This is a genomic window from Desulfosporosinus sp. BICA1-9 (genome assembly GCF_000802135.1).
Map to the genome: position 1 here is coordinate 1 of NZ_JUEE01000248.1, position 21,132 is coordinate 21,132.

General features: G+C 41.8%; 20 protein-coding genes. 16 read left to right on the top strand and 4 right to left on the bottom strand.

Translation table 11 applies throughout. The features are described from left to right. Both JL57_RS30430 and JL57_RS30435 read right to left on the bottom strand, forming a co-directional pair. Positions 1-773, bottom strand: a 773-nt coding sequence (locus JL57_RS30430) for an NAD(P)H-dependent oxidoreductase subunit E (protein WP_034145618.1), incomplete at its 3' end; no start/stop codon positions are given. A gap of 168 nt (positions 774-941) precedes the next feature. Beyond that, positions 942-1,463: an NAD(P)H-dependent oxidoreductase subunit E gene (locus JL57_RS30435; RefSeq protein ID WP_034145619.1), complete on the bottom strand. Its 522-nt coding sequence runs from the start codon at positions 1,461-1,463 to the stop codon at positions 942-944. A 168-nt stretch (positions 1,464-1,631) separates the two neighbouring features. Here JL57_RS30435 and JL57_RS30440 point away from each other — a divergent pair, with 168 nt between their 5' ends. From JL57_RS30440 to JL57_RS30480, 9 genes are all read left to right on the top strand, one after another. Beyond that, positions 1,632-2,066, top strand: a complete 435-nt coding sequence (locus JL57_RS30440; protein WP_034145620.1) for a MerR family DNA-binding transcriptional regulator — start codon at positions 1,632-1,634, stop codon at positions 2,064-2,066. A 45-nt stretch (positions 2,067-2,111) separates the two neighbouring features. Continuing rightward, entirely contained in the window at positions 2,112-3,350 is a 1,239-nt protein-coding gene (locus JL57_RS30445; protein ID WP_034145621.1) for an acyl-CoA dehydrogenase family protein, read from the top strand. A gap of 217 nt (positions 3,351-3,567) precedes the next feature. Further along, on the top strand, positions 3,568-4,023 hold the full coding sequence (locus tag JL57_RS30450; RefSeq protein ID WP_034145622.1) for a MarR family winged helix-turn-helix transcriptional regulator: 456 nt from the start codon (positions 3,568-3,570) through the stop codon (positions 4,021-4,023). 325 nt (positions 4,024-4,348) lie between these two features. Beyond that, positions 4,349-5,563: a DUF445 domain-containing protein gene (locus JL57_RS30455; protein WP_034145623.1), complete on the top strand. Its 1,215-nt coding sequence runs from the start codon at positions 4,349-4,351 to the stop codon at positions 5,561-5,563. Next, the gene (locus JL57_RS30460) at positions 5,560-6,846 is read left to right on the top strand and encodes a DUF445 domain-containing protein (RefSeq protein WP_034145624.1); all 1,287 of its coding nucleotides are present in this window, start codon (positions 5,560-5,562) and stop codon (positions 6,844-6,846) included. Before JL57_RS30455 ends, JL57_RS30460 begins: the two co-directional genes overlap by 4 nt. Before the next feature lie 313 nt (positions 6,847-7,159). Then, positions 7,160-8,389, top strand: coding sequence for an ammonium transporter (locus JL57_RS30465; RefSeq protein ID WP_034145625.1), 1,230 nt, complete (start codon positions 7,160-7,162; stop codon positions 8,387-8,389). A 168-nt stretch (positions 8,390-8,557) separates the two neighbouring features. After that, positions 8,558-8,896, top strand: coding sequence for a P-II family nitrogen regulator (locus JL57_RS30470; protein WP_034145626.1), 339 nt, complete (start codon positions 8,558-8,560; stop codon positions 8,894-8,896). Between the two features lie 361 nt (positions 8,897-9,257). Then, positions 9,258-9,395, top strand: coding sequence for a hypothetical protein (locus tag JL57_RS35990; RefSeq protein WP_291300787.1), 138 nt, complete (start codon positions 9,258-9,260; stop codon positions 9,393-9,395). Between the two features lie 81 nt (positions 9,396-9,476). After that, positions 9,477-9,755: a hypothetical protein gene (locus tag JL57_RS30480; protein ID WP_034145627.1), complete on the top strand. Its 279-nt coding sequence runs from the start codon at positions 9,477-9,479 to the stop codon at positions 9,753-9,755. A gap of 163 nt (positions 9,756-9,918) precedes the next feature. Here JL57_RS30480 and gdhA read toward each other — a convergent pair whose 3' ends face one another. Further along, a complete protein-coding gene (gdhA, locus tag JL57_RS30485; RefSeq protein WP_034145628.1) occupies positions 9,919-11,256 on the bottom strand; it encodes an NADP-specific glutamate dehydrogenase in 1,338 nt (445 codons plus the stop codon). Positions 11,257-11,531: 275 nt separating this feature from the next. After that, positions 11,532-12,194 (bottom strand): hypothetical protein, encoded by a 663-nt coding sequence (locus JL57_RS30490; protein ID WP_034145629.1) that lies wholly within the window; start codon positions 12,192-12,194, stop codon positions 11,532-11,534. A gap of 296 nt (positions 12,195-12,490) precedes the next feature. On the opposite strand from JL57_RS30490, the gene clpP reads away from it, so the two are divergent. The 7 genes from clpP (at position 12,491) to JL57_RS30525 (ending at position 21,116) form a co-directional block, all read left to right on the top strand. Further along, entirely contained in the window at positions 12,491-13,111 is a 621-nt protein-coding gene (clpP, locus tag JL57_RS30495) for an ATP-dependent Clp endopeptidase proteolytic subunit ClpP (protein WP_034145630.1), read from the top strand. Between the two features lie 257 nt (positions 13,112-13,368). Beyond that, positions 13,369-14,250 carry a UTP--glucose-1-phosphate uridylyltransferase GalU gene (gene galU, locus JL57_RS30500; protein WP_034145631.1) on the top strand — a complete coding sequence of 294 codons (882 nt, stop codon included), beginning with the start codon at positions 13,369-13,371 and terminating at the stop codon, positions 14,248-14,250. Between the two features lie 340 nt (positions 14,251-14,590). Then, the gene (locus JL57_RS30505; protein ID WP_034145632.1) at positions 14,591-15,334 is read left to right on the top strand and encodes a hypothetical protein; all 744 of its coding nucleotides are present in this window, start codon (positions 14,591-14,593) and stop codon (positions 15,332-15,334) included. A 516-nt stretch (positions 15,335-15,850) separates the two neighbouring features. Beyond that, positions 15,851-16,528, top strand: coding sequence for a hypothetical protein (locus tag JL57_RS30510; protein WP_034145633.1), 678 nt, complete (start codon positions 15,851-15,853; stop codon positions 16,526-16,528). Beyond that, positions 16,509-17,765 (top strand): acyltransferase family protein, encoded by a 1,257-nt coding sequence (locus JL57_RS30515; RefSeq protein ID WP_291300788.1) that lies wholly within the window; start codon positions 16,509-16,511, stop codon positions 17,763-17,765. The genes JL57_RS30510 and JL57_RS30515 overlap by 20 nt, the downstream gene beginning before the upstream one ends. Before the next feature lie 193 nt (positions 17,766-17,958). Further along, complete coding sequence (locus tag JL57_RS30520; protein ID WP_034145634.1) at positions 17,959-19,086, top strand: acyltransferase; 1,128 nt, start codon at positions 17,959-17,961, stop codon at positions 19,084-19,086. Positions 19,087-19,241: 155 nt separating this feature from the next. Beyond that, on the top strand, positions 19,242-21,116 hold the full coding sequence (locus tag JL57_RS30525) for a nucleoside-diphosphate sugar epimerase/dehydratase (RefSeq protein ID WP_291300789.1): 1,875 nt from the start codon (positions 19,242-19,244) through the stop codon (positions 21,114-21,116). The last annotated feature ends 16 nt before the right edge of the window (positions 21,117-21,132 follow it).

Below are 21,132 nucleotides of genomic sequence, written 5' to 3' on the forward strand. Positions count from 1 at the left end.
CCAATCGCGGAGCCCGCGATGAGCATACCTTCTAACACGCTATGAGGGTCTCCTTCCAAGATTGAGCGGTCCATAAAGGCGCCCGGATCCCCTTCATCGGCATTACAAATAATATATCGTCGTTCGGCCTCACTTTTACGTGTGAATTCCCACTTTAGGCCGGTGGGAAACCCGCCACCGCCTCGTCCGCGTAGACCGCTCTTTTTAATCTCTTCAATGACTGAGGTAGGATTCATGGCTAGAACTTTAGCCAAGGCGTGATAGCCGTCTGCGGCGATATATTCAAGAATGTCTTCAGGAGCAAGGTAGCCCACGTTGCGGAGGGCAATTTTCAGTTGGCCATCATAAAAGGGGAGATTAGTAGCAAAACGCTTCTTGGTGTTCGGATCCACAAAGAGAAGGCGTTCTACCTGGTTTCCTTGCAGAAAATGTTCATCGACAATGGTTGCTACATCGTCTGCGGAAACATCACAATAAGTTGTGTTGTCAGGGTGTATCTCGATTAAGGGGCCTTTTTCGCAAAAACCAAAACAACCGGGTTGAAAAATTTTGACCTGCTCAGATAACCCTCCCTCGGTCAATTTTTCTTCGAGAAGTTTGGCGATACTTGGACTGCCTGAAGAGTGACAACCAGGTCCCCCACAGACCAAAACGTGCCTCTTCAGGCCTTGGGCGTTCTTGGTTGTGACAGGGTTAGTAACGCGTCGTGTTTCAAGAAGAGCACGGTTTTGCTCTTTTAGAGTATGCAGCGCATCGATGGCTTGGAGTTTCATAATGTAATTTCCTTTCTTTTAGTCGAGGTTTGAAGTCCGAGGCCCGAAGTCCGAGGTCCGAAGCCCGAAGTCCGAGGCCCGAAGTCCGAGGTCCGAAGCCCGAAGTCCGAGGCCCGAAGTCCGAAGTCCGAAGTCGAAGCCCGAAGCCCGAGACCCAATTATTGATCCCTACGCATCGTACATCGTGCCTCGTGCTTCGTGCATCGAACTGGGTCGGTACCCATCTAGGACTCGTTTAATCTCCTCCGGGTCATGAAGGCGTCCATAGACCTTTCCATCGATCATCATAACTGGGGCAAGGCCACATGCTCCAATACAGCGCAGAGAATCTAATGAAAAGAGATTATCTTGCGTGGTCTCTCCAGTTTTAATCCCCAGCTGTTTTTCAAGTTCTGCCTGTAGTTTCTCAGCCCCTCGCACAAAACAGGCGGTGCCCATGCAAATGTTGATTACGTGTTTCCCCCGAGGTTTCATGGTGAAAAAGGAGTAGAAACTCACAACCCCGTAGACCTTAGCAGAAGGGATGTCAAGTTTTTGGGCGATATGCCACTGTAACTTATCGGGCAGGTATCCGAAAAGTCCTTGAGCATGATGCAGGATTCCAATTAAGTTTTCCTTTTTGTAAGGGAGGCTGTCGATATAGTCATCCAATCGGGGATAGTGATCATCAATCAAAGTGTTGTCACACATAACGTAGAAATCCTCCTTTCTTATGAGCATAATGTTCATTGTTCCCATTGTTTTAAAATTTAAGTATAAAAAATCTATTCGACCAAGAAATATTACTTGACGTTTACGTTAACTGGTGTCAGAATATTTATAATAGAAAATAATCGTATTCAGAAAGGAAGTGCATTTTTGGTTGCGGAACAGCCCCTCGTAAGTATTTCGAATTTAGCTCAAGAATTGCTCATTACAACGAGGACGATTCGTTATTATGAGGAAATGGGCTTGCTAACCCCATTACACCACGAGAAAATGAGCCAGAGATTATATGGTCCACGTGAGAGAGCTCGCTTGACGTTAATTCTGCGGGGTAAAAGATTGGGGTTTTCTCTGGCCGAAATTAAAGAAATGCTTGATCTCTACGATATTGATCGCACAGAAGGTCTCCAACTGGAACGAACAGTAGCCTACGGGGAAAAACGTCTAAGGGAGCTGGAAGAAAAGATCCAAGAACTCATCCTTTTGAAAGAGGAGTTACTGGACTATCATCAGCAGTTTACGGAGTTATTGCGGAAACGCAATGAGGAACATCAATCTAAAGAAGGTGACCCTAGCAACGATAGTTAGACAACCATTGGATAAAGAATTACCATAAACGAGGAGGAGAGGAAGATGTTCGATTTTCTTTTGACAGATGCCCAAAAGGAACTTCAGAAAGAAGCGATCGCCTTCGTAAAAGACAAAGTACCCAAGCAATTAATCCTAGATATGGATGCCGAGAAAGTAGTTTATCCTGGCGAATACATTAAAGATCTTGGGGATGCAAACCTTTTAGGTTTGCGTTTTGACCCACAGTATGGTGGGCGAGGGCTAAACTGGGTTGACGAAATAGGGGTCTTGGAGGAGATCGGGGTCTTAGGTACTAGTCTGGCCTGCCTTTACTCGCTACCTTCCATTGTTGGGGAAGCGCTCGCTCGTTTTGGTTCGGAAGACTTAAAACAGCGTTATCTAAAACTCACCTTAGAAGGGAAACTCTTCACAGCTGAAGCATTGACCGAACCCCGGGGCGGTTCAGATTTCTTTGGCGCAACCACAGTAGCGGTACGAGATGGAGAGGATTATATCCTGAACGGTCAAAAGCGTTTTGTGGTCGGTGCTGAGGGTGCTGATTATTTCATGGTGTATGCCAAGACTAATCCGGAAGGCAAATCTCATGAAAGCATGAGTGCCTTTATCGTTGATAGGGGTCCAGGCGTTGAGGTCGGGCATGTTTACGGACTGATGGGCACCCGCGGTGGTGGCGCAGGAAGAGTTGTTTTCAAGGATGTGCGAATTCCGAGCAAAAATCTCTTAGGCCAAGAAAATGGAGCAACAGAAATTTTCTATCAGATGATGATCCCGGAAAGACTGACTAGTGCAGCTGGAGCCTTAGGTATGGCTCGGGCAGCCTTGGAAGTAGCGGCAGTATACAGTACCAAACGTAAGGCTTTTAATCATACCATCAAGGATTTTCAAGGAGTTAGTTTTAAGGTTGCTGACTCCATCACTCGCTTAGATGCCGCAAGAGCCTTGGTTTATGCGGCCGCTCGAGCCATTGACTCAGGCATACCAGCAGCTCAGGGCAGACGTTTAGTCTCTGAAGCTAAGAAATTTGCTACTAATTCGGCTTGGGCTGTGGTCAACGATGCCATGCAGATCATGGGGGGGATCGGCTATACTAATGTCTATCCTGTAGAAAGGCTCTTGCGAGATACACGTTTGATCATGATTTGGACGGGTACGAACGAAGTCATGGATCTGATCATTCAGCATGAATATTATAAGGAGTTAAAAACCCAGATGGCCAACCACCGATCAATTGAAGAGGATGCCCTAAACGCACATTTGACGGAGGAGAAAATCTACGAATAACCGCCAATGAAGCATACGGAATCACTAATCATGAAGGCAAAAGACTCAGGCATATGTTTATACGAGCCTGAGTCTTTTTGCGCATATTTGTAAGGACTAAGTGAATCAAAGAAGAGGATAGATAGATACTAATTGACATAAACTATTTACGGAAATTATAATAAGGCGATTAATAGAGACTAACACAATTCTCCCAATGTAAAGGAGTGACATACCCATGACCAAGGAAAAAGAAGCTGCCCTTATGGAAGAAACAGACCAATTGTTTAGGGCAGTTTGGAAAAAGTATCAATATTATTTGATGCCTGAAACCAGTGACTTATCTATGCATCAGATGATGTTCTTAAAGTATCTAGAACGTTGCGTTACTTGTACTCCGTCTGATATTGCCCAACAATTCGGGATTACTTTGGGGGCAGTAACCGGCTTTGTAGATCGTCTATATAAGTTAGGTCTTATCACGCGAACGCGAAGCGAAGAAGATCGCCGAGTGGTAATAATTCAACTTTCCCCTCAAGGTATTGAACCCTTAAAGGCCTTTGAAGAGGAAAGAAAGACTAAGCTTGCCCGCATATTTAAGAAGCTGGAAATCCCTCAAGTTGCGGAACTGAATAAGGTTCTGGAACAGTTAAACCTTGTGCTGGACGATTTAGCTAGCTCAGATAAGAAGTAAAAGGCTGACAGCGGCTAAAAGTAGGGTTTGGTCCCAAAGAAATGGGGTTTACGTTTGCAAGCCTTGGCAGGATCATAGGACCAGTGACCGGAGGAGCCTTATTCGTAATCGGCATGAGTTTACCGTATATTGCAGGTGCGGCATTGATGCTGTTTTTATAGTACTGGCAGCAGGAAGTAAGATAAGCTTAACCACTAAGACACTGGTACAAGAATGAAAAATAGACTAAAATAAGGAGGAAGTAGGTTAAGTAAGCGATAAGGCAGGGAACCGTCCCCAACTTGCACAACTTGCATTCAATAACTTTTAGCGCAGGTGAAGAATAATGACGAAAAGAAATAACACCCAGAGTGCCAATCTCACACTGGGAGGAATAACTCTAGGGTTTTTGGTAAGTTATCCGTTCCATGGCAGTTTCATCGGAGGGCTCATCTCAAGTGGATGTAGTGCTGGGATGATCGGAGGGCTAGCTGACTGGTTTGCAGTGACGGCCCTTTTTCGACGTCCGCTAGGAATTCGACCAGGTAAAGTAGTGCGTACGGAGATTATTCCCCAGAACCGAGAACGGATTTTTACAGCCTTGGCAGATATGGTACAGCATGAATTACTTTCAAAAGACGTACTCCGGCGTAAACTATCCGTCTGGGATTTTTCAGAGGTGTTGATTCGAATCATCGCAGAGCCAGACGTTCGAAAGACCATCTATCATCTTCTCGCTAATCTTGAGAAGGACTTAACCAACCAACCTGAGACAGAAGCAAGTAATCCTAAATTTCAAGGCTTGCTCCAAGAAAACCTAAGTAGTTTGAAACTTGCCCAGACTCTAGCGGAAGTCCTCGAATTTTCTCTGGAACATAGCGATGTCGATCAGGTATTAAAGATCATTTGCCAGACGATCGATCAGTATTTGGATCAACCTGTGATAAAGGTTGCTCTAATAACTATGATTGAAGCAGCTTTAGCAAGGTATGGTGAAGATAATCCTGCACGAAAAATGGTTGGAAAGTTCCTCCCCTCACCCTATGTTTTGGCGCAAGGTCTTCAGGATAAAGTTAAACTATTATTACAGGATGGCAATGTTGAGTCTTGGCTGAAGGCTTTCTTACAGAGCTTTGTGTTAGAACTTAAGACAAAGCCATCGTTACAAAACGATATAAACCGCATAATTTATAAAGTATTAAATAAGACAGGGACAAGCACTCCCAATTCATCCTTGACCCACTCCATACTTAGGCGTTTTCTAAATGAGTTAGGGGACAATTGGGATTGTTATTTAGGGAAATTTGAGCAGAATAAAGAACTTAGGATCAAAGTAGATGAACGGGTTAAACAAATTATCGAGATCCAGATAGGATTTCACCATCATGCGATCGGGCGCCTTGTTCGTGAAGGTCTAGACCCTTTGACGGATGACAAACTCGTCAAGCTGATTGAGGAAAAAGCCGGTAATGATTTGCAAATGATTCGAATCAATGGGTCGGTAGTCGGCGGTTTGGTTGGAATGTTAATTTATGTGCTTGGGATGGTGTTTCGCTCATGAATTATCATAAAAAAGCAAATATCACCTTAGCGGCAGTTTTTTTGTTTTTTGTAGGAGCCGCGGTCTTAGAATACTATTACCCCAATAGTTTCGGAGTTAGTCTGATCTTTTTCGTTTCGGAAGCGGCTTTAGTAGGTGGGATTGCCGATTGGTTTGCGGTCACAGCGATTTTCAGAAAACCGCTTGGTTGGGGTTACCACACGGCTCTGATCTCGAGAAATAGAGAAAAGGTAATTGAAGCGGTCGCCTCCATGGTGCAAAAAGAACTTTTAAGTATGGAGATGATCCGTAAGAAAATTGAAGGAATTCCCTTTATCGAAACACTTCTTAAGTACGTCGAAAAGGAAGGCGGGTCCAATTATCTTACAGAAAAGTTAACGTTTTATATCCGGAGCTATGTGGAAAAACAGAATACAAAGCATCTTGCCCATAAACTAGCTGAGTTTCTTCGTGAGTATGCGAAGACCTGGAACTTAGCTTCGAAGATTCAAGATATAAACGAGTGGGCGTTAGATCAAGGTTATGTCGATCGAGGGATTGATCGCTTAACGGAAGGATTATGGGATAAAGCTTCAGAAGGGGAAACCCGGCAAGTTATTATCCGTTACCTTGAGGGAATTAAAGAAGAAAAAGTAGTGAACGGTGGAGCGATATTTCGAACAATGTTGGGCTTTATTGAAATGTCAGATGGTTTGAATCTTGAGGAAGCGGCCGAAGCATTACAAATAGAATTGCTATTAACCTTACGCAATTTGAAAGACCCTAAGCATCCACTGCGTATCAGCTTAAAGGATACCTTCGTAGATAAAATAGCCGAATTAGAGCGAGATATTGAGTTTAAGACACAAATTGAGCAGTGGAAAGAGGACGTCTTGGCAGGGGCTTTGTTGGAGAGATTCTTAGAATCAGTCATAAAGGCGATATTCGAAGCATCCGAGCCGAGCGCGCTGCATCGTGCACTGCACCCATTTATTAATCAGCATTGGGTAAACGTCCAGGAAAACGTGGCGCTTCAGAAAACGATCAACGCCTTCATTGCGGACACTTTATGTAGAGTGATTAAGAATGAACATGACTTGATCGGAAATATTGTCAGAGAGACCTTAGCAACCTACACTGATCAGGATCTTAATCAATTTATAGAAGACAAGGCAGGTAACGATCTGCAATGGATTAGGATTAATGGCTCAATGATCGGTGGAGTCGTGGGGCTCATCTTATTTTTATTCTTGAAGTTCATCTATGATCCTATCTTGAGTGATTTAATGTACATGATCCAATGACAATGAAAGCTGAGTCGAATATCGTATCTCGATGCACGTTTGGTTTGAGATTCTCCGATAGCGACTTTCTGTTCAGACTTTTAACTTCGGTTTATTTTCCGGCTTCTGACATCCGACCTCTGACCGAGTATACAGGATTCATGAAAGAATAGTATTGTAAAACGTTCCTTCTTCATGCTAGAATATCAAACATAAGGTGTGCACAACCGAATACCCATGGGTAAGTAAATATTGAAGGCAAAGCAAAGGCGCTTTGAGGATACTCCTAAGGAGTAACTCAAAGCGCCATTTATTTTAAAGAGGAGGAATGATGATGGATACCGGAGATACAGCATTTATTATGATTTCGACAGCAATGGTGCTTCTTATGACACCCGGTTTAGCACTTTTTTATGGTGGTATGGTACGTAAAAAGAACGTTCTCAGTACCCTGATGCATAGCTGGATCATTATGGGTATCATGTCTTTGCAGTGGATTTTAGTGGGCTATACTTTGGCCTTTGGAACAGACTATCACGGTTTAATTGGCGGCTTAGACTGGCTGGGGTTAAATGGAGTTGGTATGGAGCCTAACCCAGATTACGCGGCCACCATTCCTGCACTTTCATTCATGGCCTTCCAAATGATGTTTGCAATTATTACTCCCGCATTAATAAGCGGCTCTATCGCAGAACGGATGCGTTTTCCAGCCTTTATTGCTTTCATGCTGTTGTGGGCGACCTTTGTTTACGATCCTTTGGCCCATTGGGTCTGGGGTGTCGGTGGTTTCCTAAGAGAACTTGGAGCGTTGGACTTTGCCGGAGGAAACGTGGTGCATATTAGTTCAGGATACTCTGCTTTGATAGCGGCCTTAATACTCGGAAAACGCAAAGGATTCGGTAAAGAATCTATGGCGCCACATCACGTTCCGATGACCGTTTTAGGAGCAGGACTCCTATGGTTTGGCTGGTTTGCTTTTAATGCAGGCAGTGCCTTGGGTGCGAACGGTTTAGCGGCTATGGCCTTTGTAAATACTAATACAGCTGCGGCTGCTGCGGCTATTGCCTGGGCAGTTGTGGAACGTATCCATAGAGGGAAATCTACCATTCTTGGCGCGGCCAGCGGTGCAGTGGCCGGATTAGTAGCCATAACCCCGGGGGCAGGATTTGTAACTCCGCTCTCCTCCATATTTATCGGTTTGGTTGGCGGTACGGTTTGTTATTTAGCAATCAGCGTAATTAAAGCAAAGTTCGGATACGATGATGCCCTAGATGCCTTTGGATGCCATGGAATCGGTGGAACATGGGGAGCCTTGGCTACCGGGATCTTTGCTACCACAACTATTAATCCTGCCGGTGCAGATGGTTTGTTCTATGGGAATGCATCACTCTTGGGAATCCAGGCTATGAGTGTTGGGATTACGGTTGCTTTTACCGTGGCAGCAACGTTTATCATTTTGAAAGTGATTGGTCTAGTCATGAAGCTTCGCGTCAATGAGGAAGAGGAATCCACAGGTTTGGATTTATCGTTACACGGTGAAACTGCTTACTCTGAATTCGTCTAAACGAATGCAAGTAGTGCAAGCCTTGGTGCAAGTCGGTGGTGGTTTCGACTTGGACTTAGATTTGCACCCAGAATATAAGGCGAGTTCTTGGACAGTAAAGACGCGTCAAACGTGTTTTTTCGTGAAAATTGAGTCAAGTCAACTCAAATTGCTTAGGAGTGATTTATGATGAAGAAAATTGAGGCGATCATCCGTCCTGGAAAGCTAGACAATGTGAAAGATGCCTTAGGGAAGCTGGGGGTTAATGGTTTGACCGTGACTCAAGTAATCGGGTGCGGGAAACAAAAAGGGAATACTCAGATTTATCGGGGTGTAGAATATACCGTACATCTAATTCCCAAGGTGAAGATTGAAATCGTTGTATTAGATCAGTTCGTAGAAGAGGTTATTAAAACTATTTCTAAAGAAGCACGAACTGGCGAGATTGGGGACGGAAAGATTTTTGTAACTGCTGTGGAGAATGCGTACACTATAAGAACAGGAGACAGTGGAGAAAAATCGTTATAATGAAAATGCCTTTTCAGGTTGATATTTATAAATCTCAAAGATTGTCAATGAACGTAAAAAAATACGAGATAAAAAGTCCGTTTGCCCATGGGCATGCGGACTTTTTATTTATAGTATAATAATTCCATTTATGATCAATTATGGAACAATAACAACTGGACTACGTATAATGTATCAAAGAATGAAAGGGGGATTCAAAATGGCATTCGGAGCAGCCGGACTTGACGGAGCTCATGGTGGCATTGGCGCTGGTATTGCGGCCGTAGTTGTAATAATTTTGCTCCTTATCGCAATGGGAATTGTATTCTAAATCTTTTATAGCATATGTCAAGAACCAAATTTTAAAAGGAGGTATAACAATATGTACGGATATGGTGCTGGGTGTGGTTGCCGTATAGCCCCCGTTGCCCCCGTTGCTTGTGGTACGGGTGTAGGCGTAGGTGTAGGGATTATTGCAATCGCAATATTAATCTTGATTGCTTTGGGAGTTATCTTCTAAAAAACATCTGAAAGATGAGGCTTCCTATTATTAGGAAGCCTATTATTGTTTAGCCTGTGTATTTAAGGAGGTGGATGAAGTATGTCAATCGGAGGACCTAAGCTATTTAAGAATCAAAATATCCCAAACCTTATGCAAAGCTTGGGACAAAACCCATTTCCTATGAGAGGACTCGAACGCTTTATGCAGAAACGAGGAATCAAGTTACCTGAATTCCCTCAAGGAGGAAATTTTCAGGGACTGAATTCACAAGGTCAGGTAGGGAATTTATCTGATACCTTGAACGTAAATGTACCACCTGAGAAAAGTGGAGGAATAAAGGCATTTTTTAGTCGATTCAGCGGTAAATTTAGCAAATAATTATTGCATTGAACGATTAGGATTCTTTATCAATTCAAAGAAGACACCCACTTCTATAAGTGGGTCAGCAAAATTAGCATTTACGTTAAAAACGAGGCACCCTGGTAATTCAATCAAGGTGCCTTGCCCTCTATCAGCATATCTTATCTTACTAACCCTAATTTTAATAAGCAATTCCTTGAGAATACATGGCAGTTGCGACCTTGACAAAGCCAGCGATATTCGCACCAACCACAAGATTGTCTTCTTGACCGTATTCTTTCGCGGCTTCACTGGCACTTTTATAAATGTTGGTCATAATATCTTTAAGTTTGGCATCAACTTCTTCAAAAGACCAGGAATATCTCATGCTATTTTGAGACATTTCGAGAGCTGAAGTTGCAACTCCACCAGCGTTAGCGGCTTTAGCAGGACCAAAGACTACTTTTTTCTCAATAAAGAGATCAACCGCTTCAGGAGTAGACGGCATATTAGCGCCTTCACCGACAGCGTAGCAGCCATTAGCGATTAAAGTCTGTGCAGCTTGTCCGTCTAATTCGTTTTGTGTAGCACATGGGAGAGCTATATCGCACTTAACGCTCCAGATGTCAGCACACCCCTCGGTATAAGTTGCACTTGGGTGAGAGTCAATATATTTGCTGATTCGGAGTCGATCAATTTCTTTGATTTGTTTAACGGTATCTAGGTTTATACCTTCAGGATCAAAGATATAACCATTAGAATCACTCATTGCTACAACTTTTCCGCCTAAATGTGCAACCTTTTCAGCTGCATAAATAGAAACATTGCCTGATCCAGAAATGCTAACAGTTGCACCTTTAAAGGATTTGCCTTTAGCATTAAGTGCTTCTTCCATAAAATAGCAAAGTCCATAACCGGTAGCTTCAGTTCGCACTAAGCTTCCACCCCAGGTTAATCCTTTACCAGTAAGAACTCCGGTGAATTCGTTACGGAGTCTTTTGTACATTCCATAAAGATAACCTATTTCACGCCCTCCGACACCGATGTCACCGGCGGGAACGTCTGTATCTGCTCCAATATGTTTAGCTAACTCAAACATAAAGCTCTGGCAGAATCTCATGATTTCTCCGTCTGATTTACCTTTCGGATCAAAATCACATCCACCTTTAGCGCCACCAATAGGAAGACCTGTCAGCGAATTTTTAAAAATCTGTTCAAACCCAAGGAACTTAATGATACCAATGTTAACCGATGGGTGGAATCTTAAACCACCTTTGTAAGGACCAATAGCGCTATTAAATTGTACTCTGAACCCACGGTTCACTTGAACTTTTCCACTGTCATCAACCCAGGATACTCTGAAAATAATTTGCCTTTCTGGCTCAACTATTCGGCTAAATATTCCTGCCTCTACCCATTCAGGATGTTTCTGAGCAACTGGATCAATAGATTCTAAGACTTCTTTTACTGCTTGGTGGAATTCGGTTTCGTTTAGATTTCTTTTCACAACTTGTTCCATGACATCGGCTAAAATCTTCATCTTTAAATTACCCCTTTGTAATTAATAGATTTTTATTTCGCCTTTTATATTACATCTATTCTTGTCCAATTATAAGTAGCTAATTGAATGAATTCATTATTCATAATACATTATAAATCCATCATTATCATTAAGTAATAGGGGAATAGTTTTTCTGAACTATCCCCTTTGATCCACTTCTCAGACTCTCTCTTCATAAGTGAGAGTTCCATGCTCTGCTTCGGTAGTAGGCTCCTCTCCGCTATGGATGTCTAGTATTAGCTGAAGGAGTTCTACTAAGTTTTTTGAACAAGAAGGAGCTGGATTGCAGTAGCCATGGTAAACAGGTAAAATCCTATCTCTATGGAGATCAAAGCACGTGCAGTTACATTGGCCGGCAGGATGTCACCTAAGTCCCCAGTAGCCATAGTCGTTATACTAAAATAGCAAAACGAGAAGAGTTGAGTCAAAAAGTCATCTCCCACATCCCCTTTAAAACTGGACGGGAAAAATCGGTAGAGGAGGAAGTAATCTGCAGCAAAAAATAAGATGGTTGAGACAAGAGCTCCCCCGATGGGAAGGAATAGATGATCATATGGAGGGCGAGAGTTCTTCAACACGTTAGTTATTGCGAAGGAGGCAGCAACTGTAGCACCAATAGAATACCCGACAATAGCGAATTTAAAGAGGGTCCCTCCAAAACCTTCGATAAGATCATTTTTTTCATCAGAAAACAAGCTTAGAAAAAGCGCGCCGGCTGTCCCAAAAAGCGCGGGAGATAACAGTTTCCAATAACCAAATTCCAGTGTCTGACTCAAAGGAAGGATTGGTACGCAGGGAGAGACACCGTGACGAGCTTTCGGGATTTGGGGTTGAGACCTCCGAATGAGGTTAGGGTTTATTGGATAAGGTCCATAATGGGATGGATAAAGAGGAACTTGGTTCTTAGATTGCTCCACGTCACATCGACCACCTTTCCGTGGATGATTAATACCAGTATATTCCACATCCTAGATTAGGTTAAGAAGAATAACGGGAAGGATTTATTTAGGAAAAACAATGAGTAACCATCAAGATAAATAGAGATAATTTTTTTCCAGAACTTCAGGATGAATTCTTGGAAATCAAGTTTTTTCGTAAAGTTCAAGAAATCATTTGACCTTAACTGACCTTTGTACTAAAATAAAGTTAATCGGCAAGAATATAATAAGTAAATTGAAGTAATCTGAATAAAAGAGAATAGGGGGAATTGTGAATGGGTTATCTCGTCCCAATGGTAGTAGAACAAACGAATCGTGGGGAGCGCTCCTACGATATATACTCCCGTCTATTAAAAGACAGAATTATTTTCCTCGGTGGTGGGATCGATGATGATGTGTCCAATCTTGTCGTAGCACAAATGCTCTTCCTTGAAGCAGAAGATCCCGAAAAGGATATAAATCTTTATATCAACAGCCCTGGAGGTTCGATCACAGCTGGTATGGCTATCTATGACACTATGCAGCACATTCGTTCAGATGTCCGAACCATTTGCATCGGTATGGCGGCGAGTATGGGTGCTTTCCTGCTGGCGAGCGGTGCAAAAGGTAAACGGGTCGCGCTTCCCAACTCGGAAGTCTTGATACATCAGCCATTAATCGGCGGACATGGTCTCTCAGGACAAGCGACTGAGATTGAAATTCACGCTAGGCAATTGCTGCGGACCAAAGCGAAGATGAATAGAATCCTCGCGGAAAGAACTGGGCAACCTATTGAAAAGATTGAAAAAGATACTGAACGCGATTATTATATGACGGCAGAAGAAGCCAAAGAATATGGAGTCGTTGACCAAGTCTTAGAAAAAGCCAATCCTGCTGAAGAAAAAAATAAGGTATAATGTAGTAATTACTATATTTAAAACGCAAAAGTGATAATATTGCTCTTGCGTTTTATTTTATTTAAGGATAGCGAGGGAAGGTAGTAAGAACCTTTGTTTTTGAATAATTTTACATTTTATATCAATAAATGGAAGGGATTTAAACCCCTATGTCGAAAACATTTACAGAGGCAATACGAATTAGTTAGCTTACTGTTATATATAATTAAGAGGCAAGTGAACTTACAAATTTGATTAAAACAAAGGAGAGTTAAAAGATGCGAAAAATTCGAAAAGCAGTAATTCCGGCAGCCGGGCTGGGAACCCGTTTTTTGCCAGCAACAAAGGCTCAACCGAAAGAGATGCTGCCTATTGTTGATAAACCAACCATTCAATACATAGTAGAAGAGGCTATTAAATCTGGAATTGAAGATATAGTTATTGTTACAGGGCGGAACAAGCGGGCTATAGAAGACCATTTCGACCGCTCAATGGAATTAGAAGCCTATTTAGAAAAAAACGCCAAAGATGAACTCTTAGATTTGGTACAGGATATTGCTCAGTTGGCGGATATTTATTACGTAAGGCAAAAAGAGGCGTTGGGTTTGGGCCATGCAATCTATAGCGCTCGGAAATTTATAGGAAATGAACCGTTTGCAGTTCTGTTGGGAGATGATGTTATCCACTCCAAAGTGCCTGCATTGCGTCAAATGATGAACCAATACGAACGCTACGGAGCAAGTATCGTAGGGGTTCAGGAGGTTCCACTCGAGGATACCTCCAAATATGGGATTGTGGACGGCGAAAAATTTGCGGATCGACTTTATCGTTCCAAGGATATGGTTGAGAAACCACGTTCCGAAGATGCTCCCAAGACACACTTAGCAATTATGGGACGATATATTTTAAATCCTGAGATTTTTGATATTTTAAGTGTCCTTCCATCAGGCAAAGGTGGGGAGATACAACTCACCGATGGAATTAAGGAGCTTGGTCGATATCAGGAAATTCTTGCTTATGAATTTGAAGGCCGACGGTACGACGTCGGTGACAAATTGGGTTTTGTGGAAGCAACGATTGATTATGCGCTGCGCCGAGAATATCTTGCAGAGGACCTTATGAACTACCTACGAACCCTGGTTCGCAAATTCGACATTTAGTTGGGGACATTCCTGTCCCTAAGAACAGCTATTAACTTCAGCAGGTGTGTCCCCTTTCCGCATCGTAAAGAATTCCCTCCCATTGTTAAGCGTTTTTAACAATGAGAGGGAATTTTTCATCATAACAAATTGTTCTTTAGATTCGCCTAAAGTGCAAATTATTCTGGATAATGCTGCCTGATCTTCGCGAATTTAAACGATGAGGAGCTATCTATTAGTTTTCAGGAAAATAGAGAACGGAAAATGGGCTACGCACTACAGCAAAAACGACAACCTTTTCTCCCAATAATTGGTAATATACTAACGTACCATAATAATGAATGAAGGAGGGAAGAGACCAATGATACCAATCGACAAAAAGAGGATAGTGACCTTAGCGGGAACTTTAGTTCTAGCGGGTGCTGTTGTTGCTGCTGGGGTTTATGGTCCCAGTGTCTGGAAGGTTTTCAGACAACAAAGCGCTATCACTGACCAGGTAGTCATTCAGACTCCAGCAGTTAACGGCGCTAATGGCAGTAACGGAACAGTTTTGCCAGAGGGAACTGCCCCACCTGCAACATCGGGTGTTGCCCAAACGATTACAGTACCGACAGCACCCCTTACACTCAACGCGCCTCCCCAAGGCGATGTCGGATCTAAGAACAAATATCGCGAACCGGATACCAAACTGATCAATTTGGCACCTTCGGTTGCAATGTTCTTCGGTGAGACGGCCTTAAGCAATGATGCTAAAACTTTAGTCTTCGGTTCTGCATGGAACATCCACCAATATGTAGACGGTTATCTCTATGGACCGGCAGCGGGCCCGCAAATGAATGAACAAGATATTAAAAAGTACATTGTATTCCACAAAGCATTGTTGGACAAGCAGTACAAGAATGAAGCGAGCGCTGCCAAAGCTGTGACCTTTACCACTTACTTTGATATTCTCCTTAACAGTGGAATTGACGCCTTCGATTCGAAAGATAAAACGAGGATTGAACAATTCCATCAAGGAATTCATGATCTTGATTCCCAGCTTATGCGTTATGATGCAAATTCCAAGATCTACGGAGCGACGCCATTTGCAACCAAACGAAATTAATTCAGGCAACATACAAGGCAATTGAAGCAGGAATGAGATATTGTTTAGTAATAGTAGCTTATGCGATAATAAAAATGCTGAATGTTTCCAAGGTGCAGATGGCTATGAGTAGAAAATGGGTAAATGCATAGACACTAACAATCTAAAATTTAACATAAAAATTATTAATGAATAAGTTCTTTTAATAAAACATTGGAAATTGCTTGCAAGCTGATCAGAAAATTTAGGAGGGATTGTTAAATATTAATAGGCTAAGAGAATAGAAGCTTTTAGGAATATCGAGATTAAATTGAATAGGCAACTAAACTCAGTATACTGTGACCTTGTTTTACAAGGTTGAACGCTGAAGTTAAGGGCTGAATAAAACTAAATATCCACAAGGCTTGCCTAGATCAGACAGGCCTTGTGTTTTTTTCTGTCCGCTCAATTCCTGATAAATATAACAGATCATGTCTAAGATCTCTTTAATTTGGAAAAAATAGTAACAAAATCCAGTTAAAGGAGATTTTGGTCTTTATGCGTAAAATGAATTACTTATTTGGAGCACTGGCATTAGGTCTTGGTATACTGGTCGGGACAGTAGGTGTATCTTTAATCACGAATTCGAGTTCTCCAACGTCTTTTATCTCTAAACTGCGTGGCGAAGATAAAATACAAACAGTTTCCGGAGTGGTCAATAATCAAGTTCAAACCCCTCCAATCCAAAGCATCCAAACGGATGGTCCATTTGAAAATAGCGTAGTAAATAATCTGAACGAACCAGAAAAAGATGATAATTCTAGCTCGCATAATGGAGAATCCCTTTTGGCCCAACAAGTCATTACGGACTACAAGCAGAATATTGGAATTTTCTTTGGGGCCTGGAAATCAACAGACATGGCCACCTTCCGACAAAAGCTAGCTAAAGCTTATACGGGGGATTTGTTTGAAAAACATGCACGGCGAGCAGAAGAATATTTAGTTCAAAGTATTGGAATCGATGTCAGTGAAATAAACTTTGATCAAGTAGATGTGGAAAGTTTAGGTGAAAACACAGCCACCCTTCGCGTCGATTATCGGTACACGGCAAGGGATTATAACTTGACGGATGGCACAGCAGTTGGGGAAGAGCATGAACAAATCGTGCAGGTACGAGTTAATCTAGTGAAACAAAATAACCGCTGGTTGATTACGGGTGAGAGTACAATCCAGTAAGTTGCAAAGGACTATCGTCAAAAATAAAATGACAGATAGTCTTTTCTTATGCGCTGTCCAAGGCGTGAACAAGGATGTTCGAGATAAGAGTACCTTGATGGCCATAGCCAAGTTTCCTTTAGTAAAAAACCATGGTCTATGGTACTATGGTTCAGAGAGGAAAGAGGGGGATTGGATCGTGGGTGCCGTCAATGATTTGAAATCAGAACGGATTGAATGGGTTGATATCCTAAAAGGTCTAGGGATTCTGTCAGTAGTTTGGGGGCATTCAGGAAGTAAAAACGCTTTTTATATGTTCTGGTTTCACATGCCACTGTTTTTCTTTGTTAGTGGATATTTATATCGATTAAAACCTCAACAAACAGTGCTTGCTTATGCCAAGAAAAAAGCACAACATTTATTAATCCCTTATCTTTTTTACTTAACACTTTTGACACTGACGATGATGGGTGTAAGCCTATGGAAAGGTCAAACGATAGGCTATTTTTTGCAGGGCCATTGGAAAGCATTTTTATTAGGTGGGAGCCTCTTGGAAGGTGTTTACGCAACGTTTTGGTTCACAACATGTTTGTTTAGTGTGCAAATAGCTTACGATTATTTATGCCGAAAGGTCCCTTCGGTGTTCTATAAAGGAATATTTTTAGTAGGTTGCTTTTTATTGGCCTATGGGGAATCCCGCTATTGGATGAATAGTTTTGTTCCTTGGAATGTAGATGTTGGATTATACGCTCTTGTTTTCTATGCCTTAGGTCATTTAATTAAGCAATATCAATTTTTGGAGAAAGCTATCCTCCGAAATATAATTTTTGGATTATCCTTTCTGGTTCTATTAAGCTTTATTTATCTTTATTCTCATCAGATCCTGGATTATGGGTTAGATATGAAGCATCGACAATACTATTATTTTGGGACGAATCTAATCCTGCCTCTGGTTTTCACATTATTACTGATTAAAATTAGTATGATTTTTACTCGCTGGCCTCTTATCAAGAACTCCCTAGTTCGCCTGGGGAGAGCGGCCATGGTAATCATGTATTTGCATATAGCGTCAGTTTATCTTGTTCGCCAGTTTATCGCGATCACACCAATCCGCTTTCTTGTAGTGGGAATTATTATCCCATTGCTTATTTATAAAATAGCAAAACATGTTCCATACGGAAAATCTTTAGCGCTCGGAGAGGTTGAAGAAGGTTTTAGACCGAAGTTTCCCGAATTTCCTGCTAAGAAGTACTACTAATTACTGATAAAGTACTAAAAACTCTATAAGTACGTTACTCTAAAGTTGTTAAATTCCGACTGTAGTCTGCATAGATCCCTCACCCCAATCCGGATCTTCCAGCATCAGACAGATGTAGTTATTACAGAATCCCTCAGGAATATTAAGCTTAATACGAGGCAAGGTTCTCCGAAGAAGGGAATTGTGGATTGACATGATTAAGGGTAGGAGTGGTCAAACAACAACTCACACAATTGAGGAAATTAATTATCTCAGAGGATTTGGTGTTGTAGCCGTTATTGCTATCCATACAACAGGTTATTTTACGGAAGTACCGCAGTTTAATACTTTAGTGATACTTAATTTATGGATCGATATCTTCTCCCAGTTTGCAGTGCCCCTATTTATCTTGATCTCAGGCTTTGTTTTAGCGAAGAAATACCGTGATGACTTCTCTTTGCTAGAGTTCTATAAAAAGAGGGTACGATCGATTATTCCACAATACATCTTATTTTCTGTATTATATACAGTATTTAACAAAGGTGCTGTTATACAGAGTAACTCATTCAGTTCAAATTTCAAGCTTCTATTCACAAGTATCTTAAAAGCAGATGCATCATATCATCTTTGGTTCTTTTTAATAATTATTCAATTTTATCTTTTATATCCGATCCTTATTAAGGTTTATGACTTTTTTAGACGAAGAGATAAGATAGAACTGTTGGTCACCTTATTGTTGATCATCCAGACGATGTATATGGTAGGTATATACACCCCATACTTGACGGTCATTAAGATTAACTTTATTGGTTATATTTTTTATTTTGGAATTGGGATTTACATATCCGATCATTATGATTTATTAAAAAGTCGATTCAGTCGCCTAACTCCCCTTTTGCTGACATTATCTTTGGCGTTAACCATCGCAGCTAGTTTTTTTATTATTATAGGGTTGACAACAGGGTATCGCTATAATACTATTCCAGCCTATTTCTTTATAGGGGCGGAATTAATCTATCCAATTTTTAGGGTTATTTCCTTTTTGTTTTTATATAATCTCGCCCGAGATCTTGTAACGAAAAGGAGTGTCCTTGCGAAACTTGTACATAATATAGGGGTATACTCTTTCGGGATATACTTAATACACATCTTTTTTAATCAATCGATGATTAAACTACTTAAGAACCATAATATTCAATATGACGATTGGATATTCTATCCAATCGTGCTAGTGATGACCTTAATATTTAGCTATGTAAGTGTAAGATTGATTAGTTTTTTACCCTATAGTTATTTTATGATAGGTTACCAAGCTAAGAAGAAGACTTCGCGTAGAACCTAAATCAAAGCCTGCCAGCAAGCGTTGGTGAACTGTTGCTAGTTGTAAAACCAAGTTAGTTGTAGTAAACTTTAGAGCGATATAGGAAACTTACTTCAAGTGGAGTTAACTCCGTCTGAAGTTTACTGGCTGGTTTACTCAAGAAGGGGCTGAGTTAGTTGTCATTTCGCAGACGAACGATGATCTTAATGCTGATTGATGCTATGTTAATCAACTTAGCAGCTTTCGGTAGTTTTTATTTGCGCTTCGAAGAAGGCATACCCTTAGATTATTATCAAACCTATTATCACACAGCCATTGGTGCGACTATTTTATATCTTGCGGTTTTCTACGTCTTCGGGCTATATAATCGTCTTTGGCAGTACGCAAGTACGGGGGAGTTACTCTCGATTGTTTATGCAGTGACCGTTGGAACGGGTGGAACAGTGGCGGTAGTTTATTTTTATGGTCTATCTAATGCTGCCACTCTCTCTTATGTTAGGATGCCACATACTGCTGCAATGCTTCTGTGGTTAGCCATGGTCTTTTTAATTGGTGGTTCGAGGTTTATATGGCGGATCTTACAGGAAAATGCTTTTGAACGACATGTTCCAGGCTCGCAAAAGCAGGTACTTATTGTTGGGGCTGGCGATGCCGGGGTATTAGCCGCGCGAGAATTAAAAAATCGCAATTATCGGGATGGACGTCCTGTTGCTTTTATTGATGATGATCATTCAAAACAGAAGCTGCAATTACTTGGAATTCCAGTCTTGGGCACGCGCAAGGATATTGCCCGTATCGTAAAAGGGCATAACGTCGATGAAGTGATTATTGCCATGCCATCAGCTTCAGGCGAATCTGTTCGTGAAATTGTGCAAATTTGTGAAAAATTAGGGGTCGAGCTCAAAATCATGCCCGGCGTCTATGATATTATTAGTGGAGATATCAATGTCAATCCGATTCGGCAGGTGCAAGTGGAGGATTTACTGGGCCGTGACCCTGTTTCTGTTGATTTAGAGGAAGTAGCGGGCTATGTCTCAGGAGAGACAGTATTCATCACAGGTGCAGGAGGCTCGATAGGCTCGGAAATTTGCCGTCAGATTGCTAGGTTTAATCCAGGAAAACTTGTCTTATTAGGACATGGAGAGAACAGTATTTTTGATATTGAACAGGAGTTGCGTGCTGAACGCCCTGGAATCGACTATATAACAGAAATATTAGATATCAAAGATCGGGAGAAGGTATTCCTGATTTTTAATAGATACAAGCCTGGCGTCGTATTCCATGCTGCAGCCCACAAGCATGTTCCCTTGATGGAAAGAAATCCTGAAGAGGCTATGAAGAATAATGTGATCGGTACACAAAATCTGGCAGAGGCAGCCGATAAAATCAATGTGAAAACCTTTGTTTCTATTTCCACCGACAAAGCGGTCAATCCCACAAGTGTCATGGGGGCAACCAAACGAACGGCAGAAATGATCATCCAAAGCTTGGATCTTCGCTCAAACACAAAGTTTGTCGCAGTTCGGTTCGGAAACGTCCTAGGAAGTCGAGGGAGTGTCATTCCTACGTTTAAGCGACAAATTGCTCAGGGCGGTCCGGTTACTGTGACCCACCCTGATATGGTGAGATATTTCATGACGATTCCGGAAGCCGCTCAATTAGTCATTCAGGCAGGGGCTATGGCCTTGGGTGGGGAAATTTTCATTCTGGATATGGGCAAACCCGTTAAAATCGTCGATTTAGCAAAAGACTTGATTCGACTCTCGGGCTTCGAACCTGATGTTGATATAAAAATTCAGTTTACAGGGATTCGGCCGGGTGAAAAGCTCTTTGAAGAGTTATTGACTGCTGAAGAAGGGGTTACGTCAACAAAGCATAGTCGGATATTCGTCGCTAAACCAAACCATATAAACGTTGAACTTTTAGAAGAGCTCACGCATAAAGTTCGAGATCGAGGCAGTTATCTAACGCGAGATGAAGTCATTGAATTGTTACAGACCGTCATTCCAGCCTTCCGTAAAAAGGCGACAAAAACAGCAGTCAACCAATAAGGAGGAAATCAAGAAG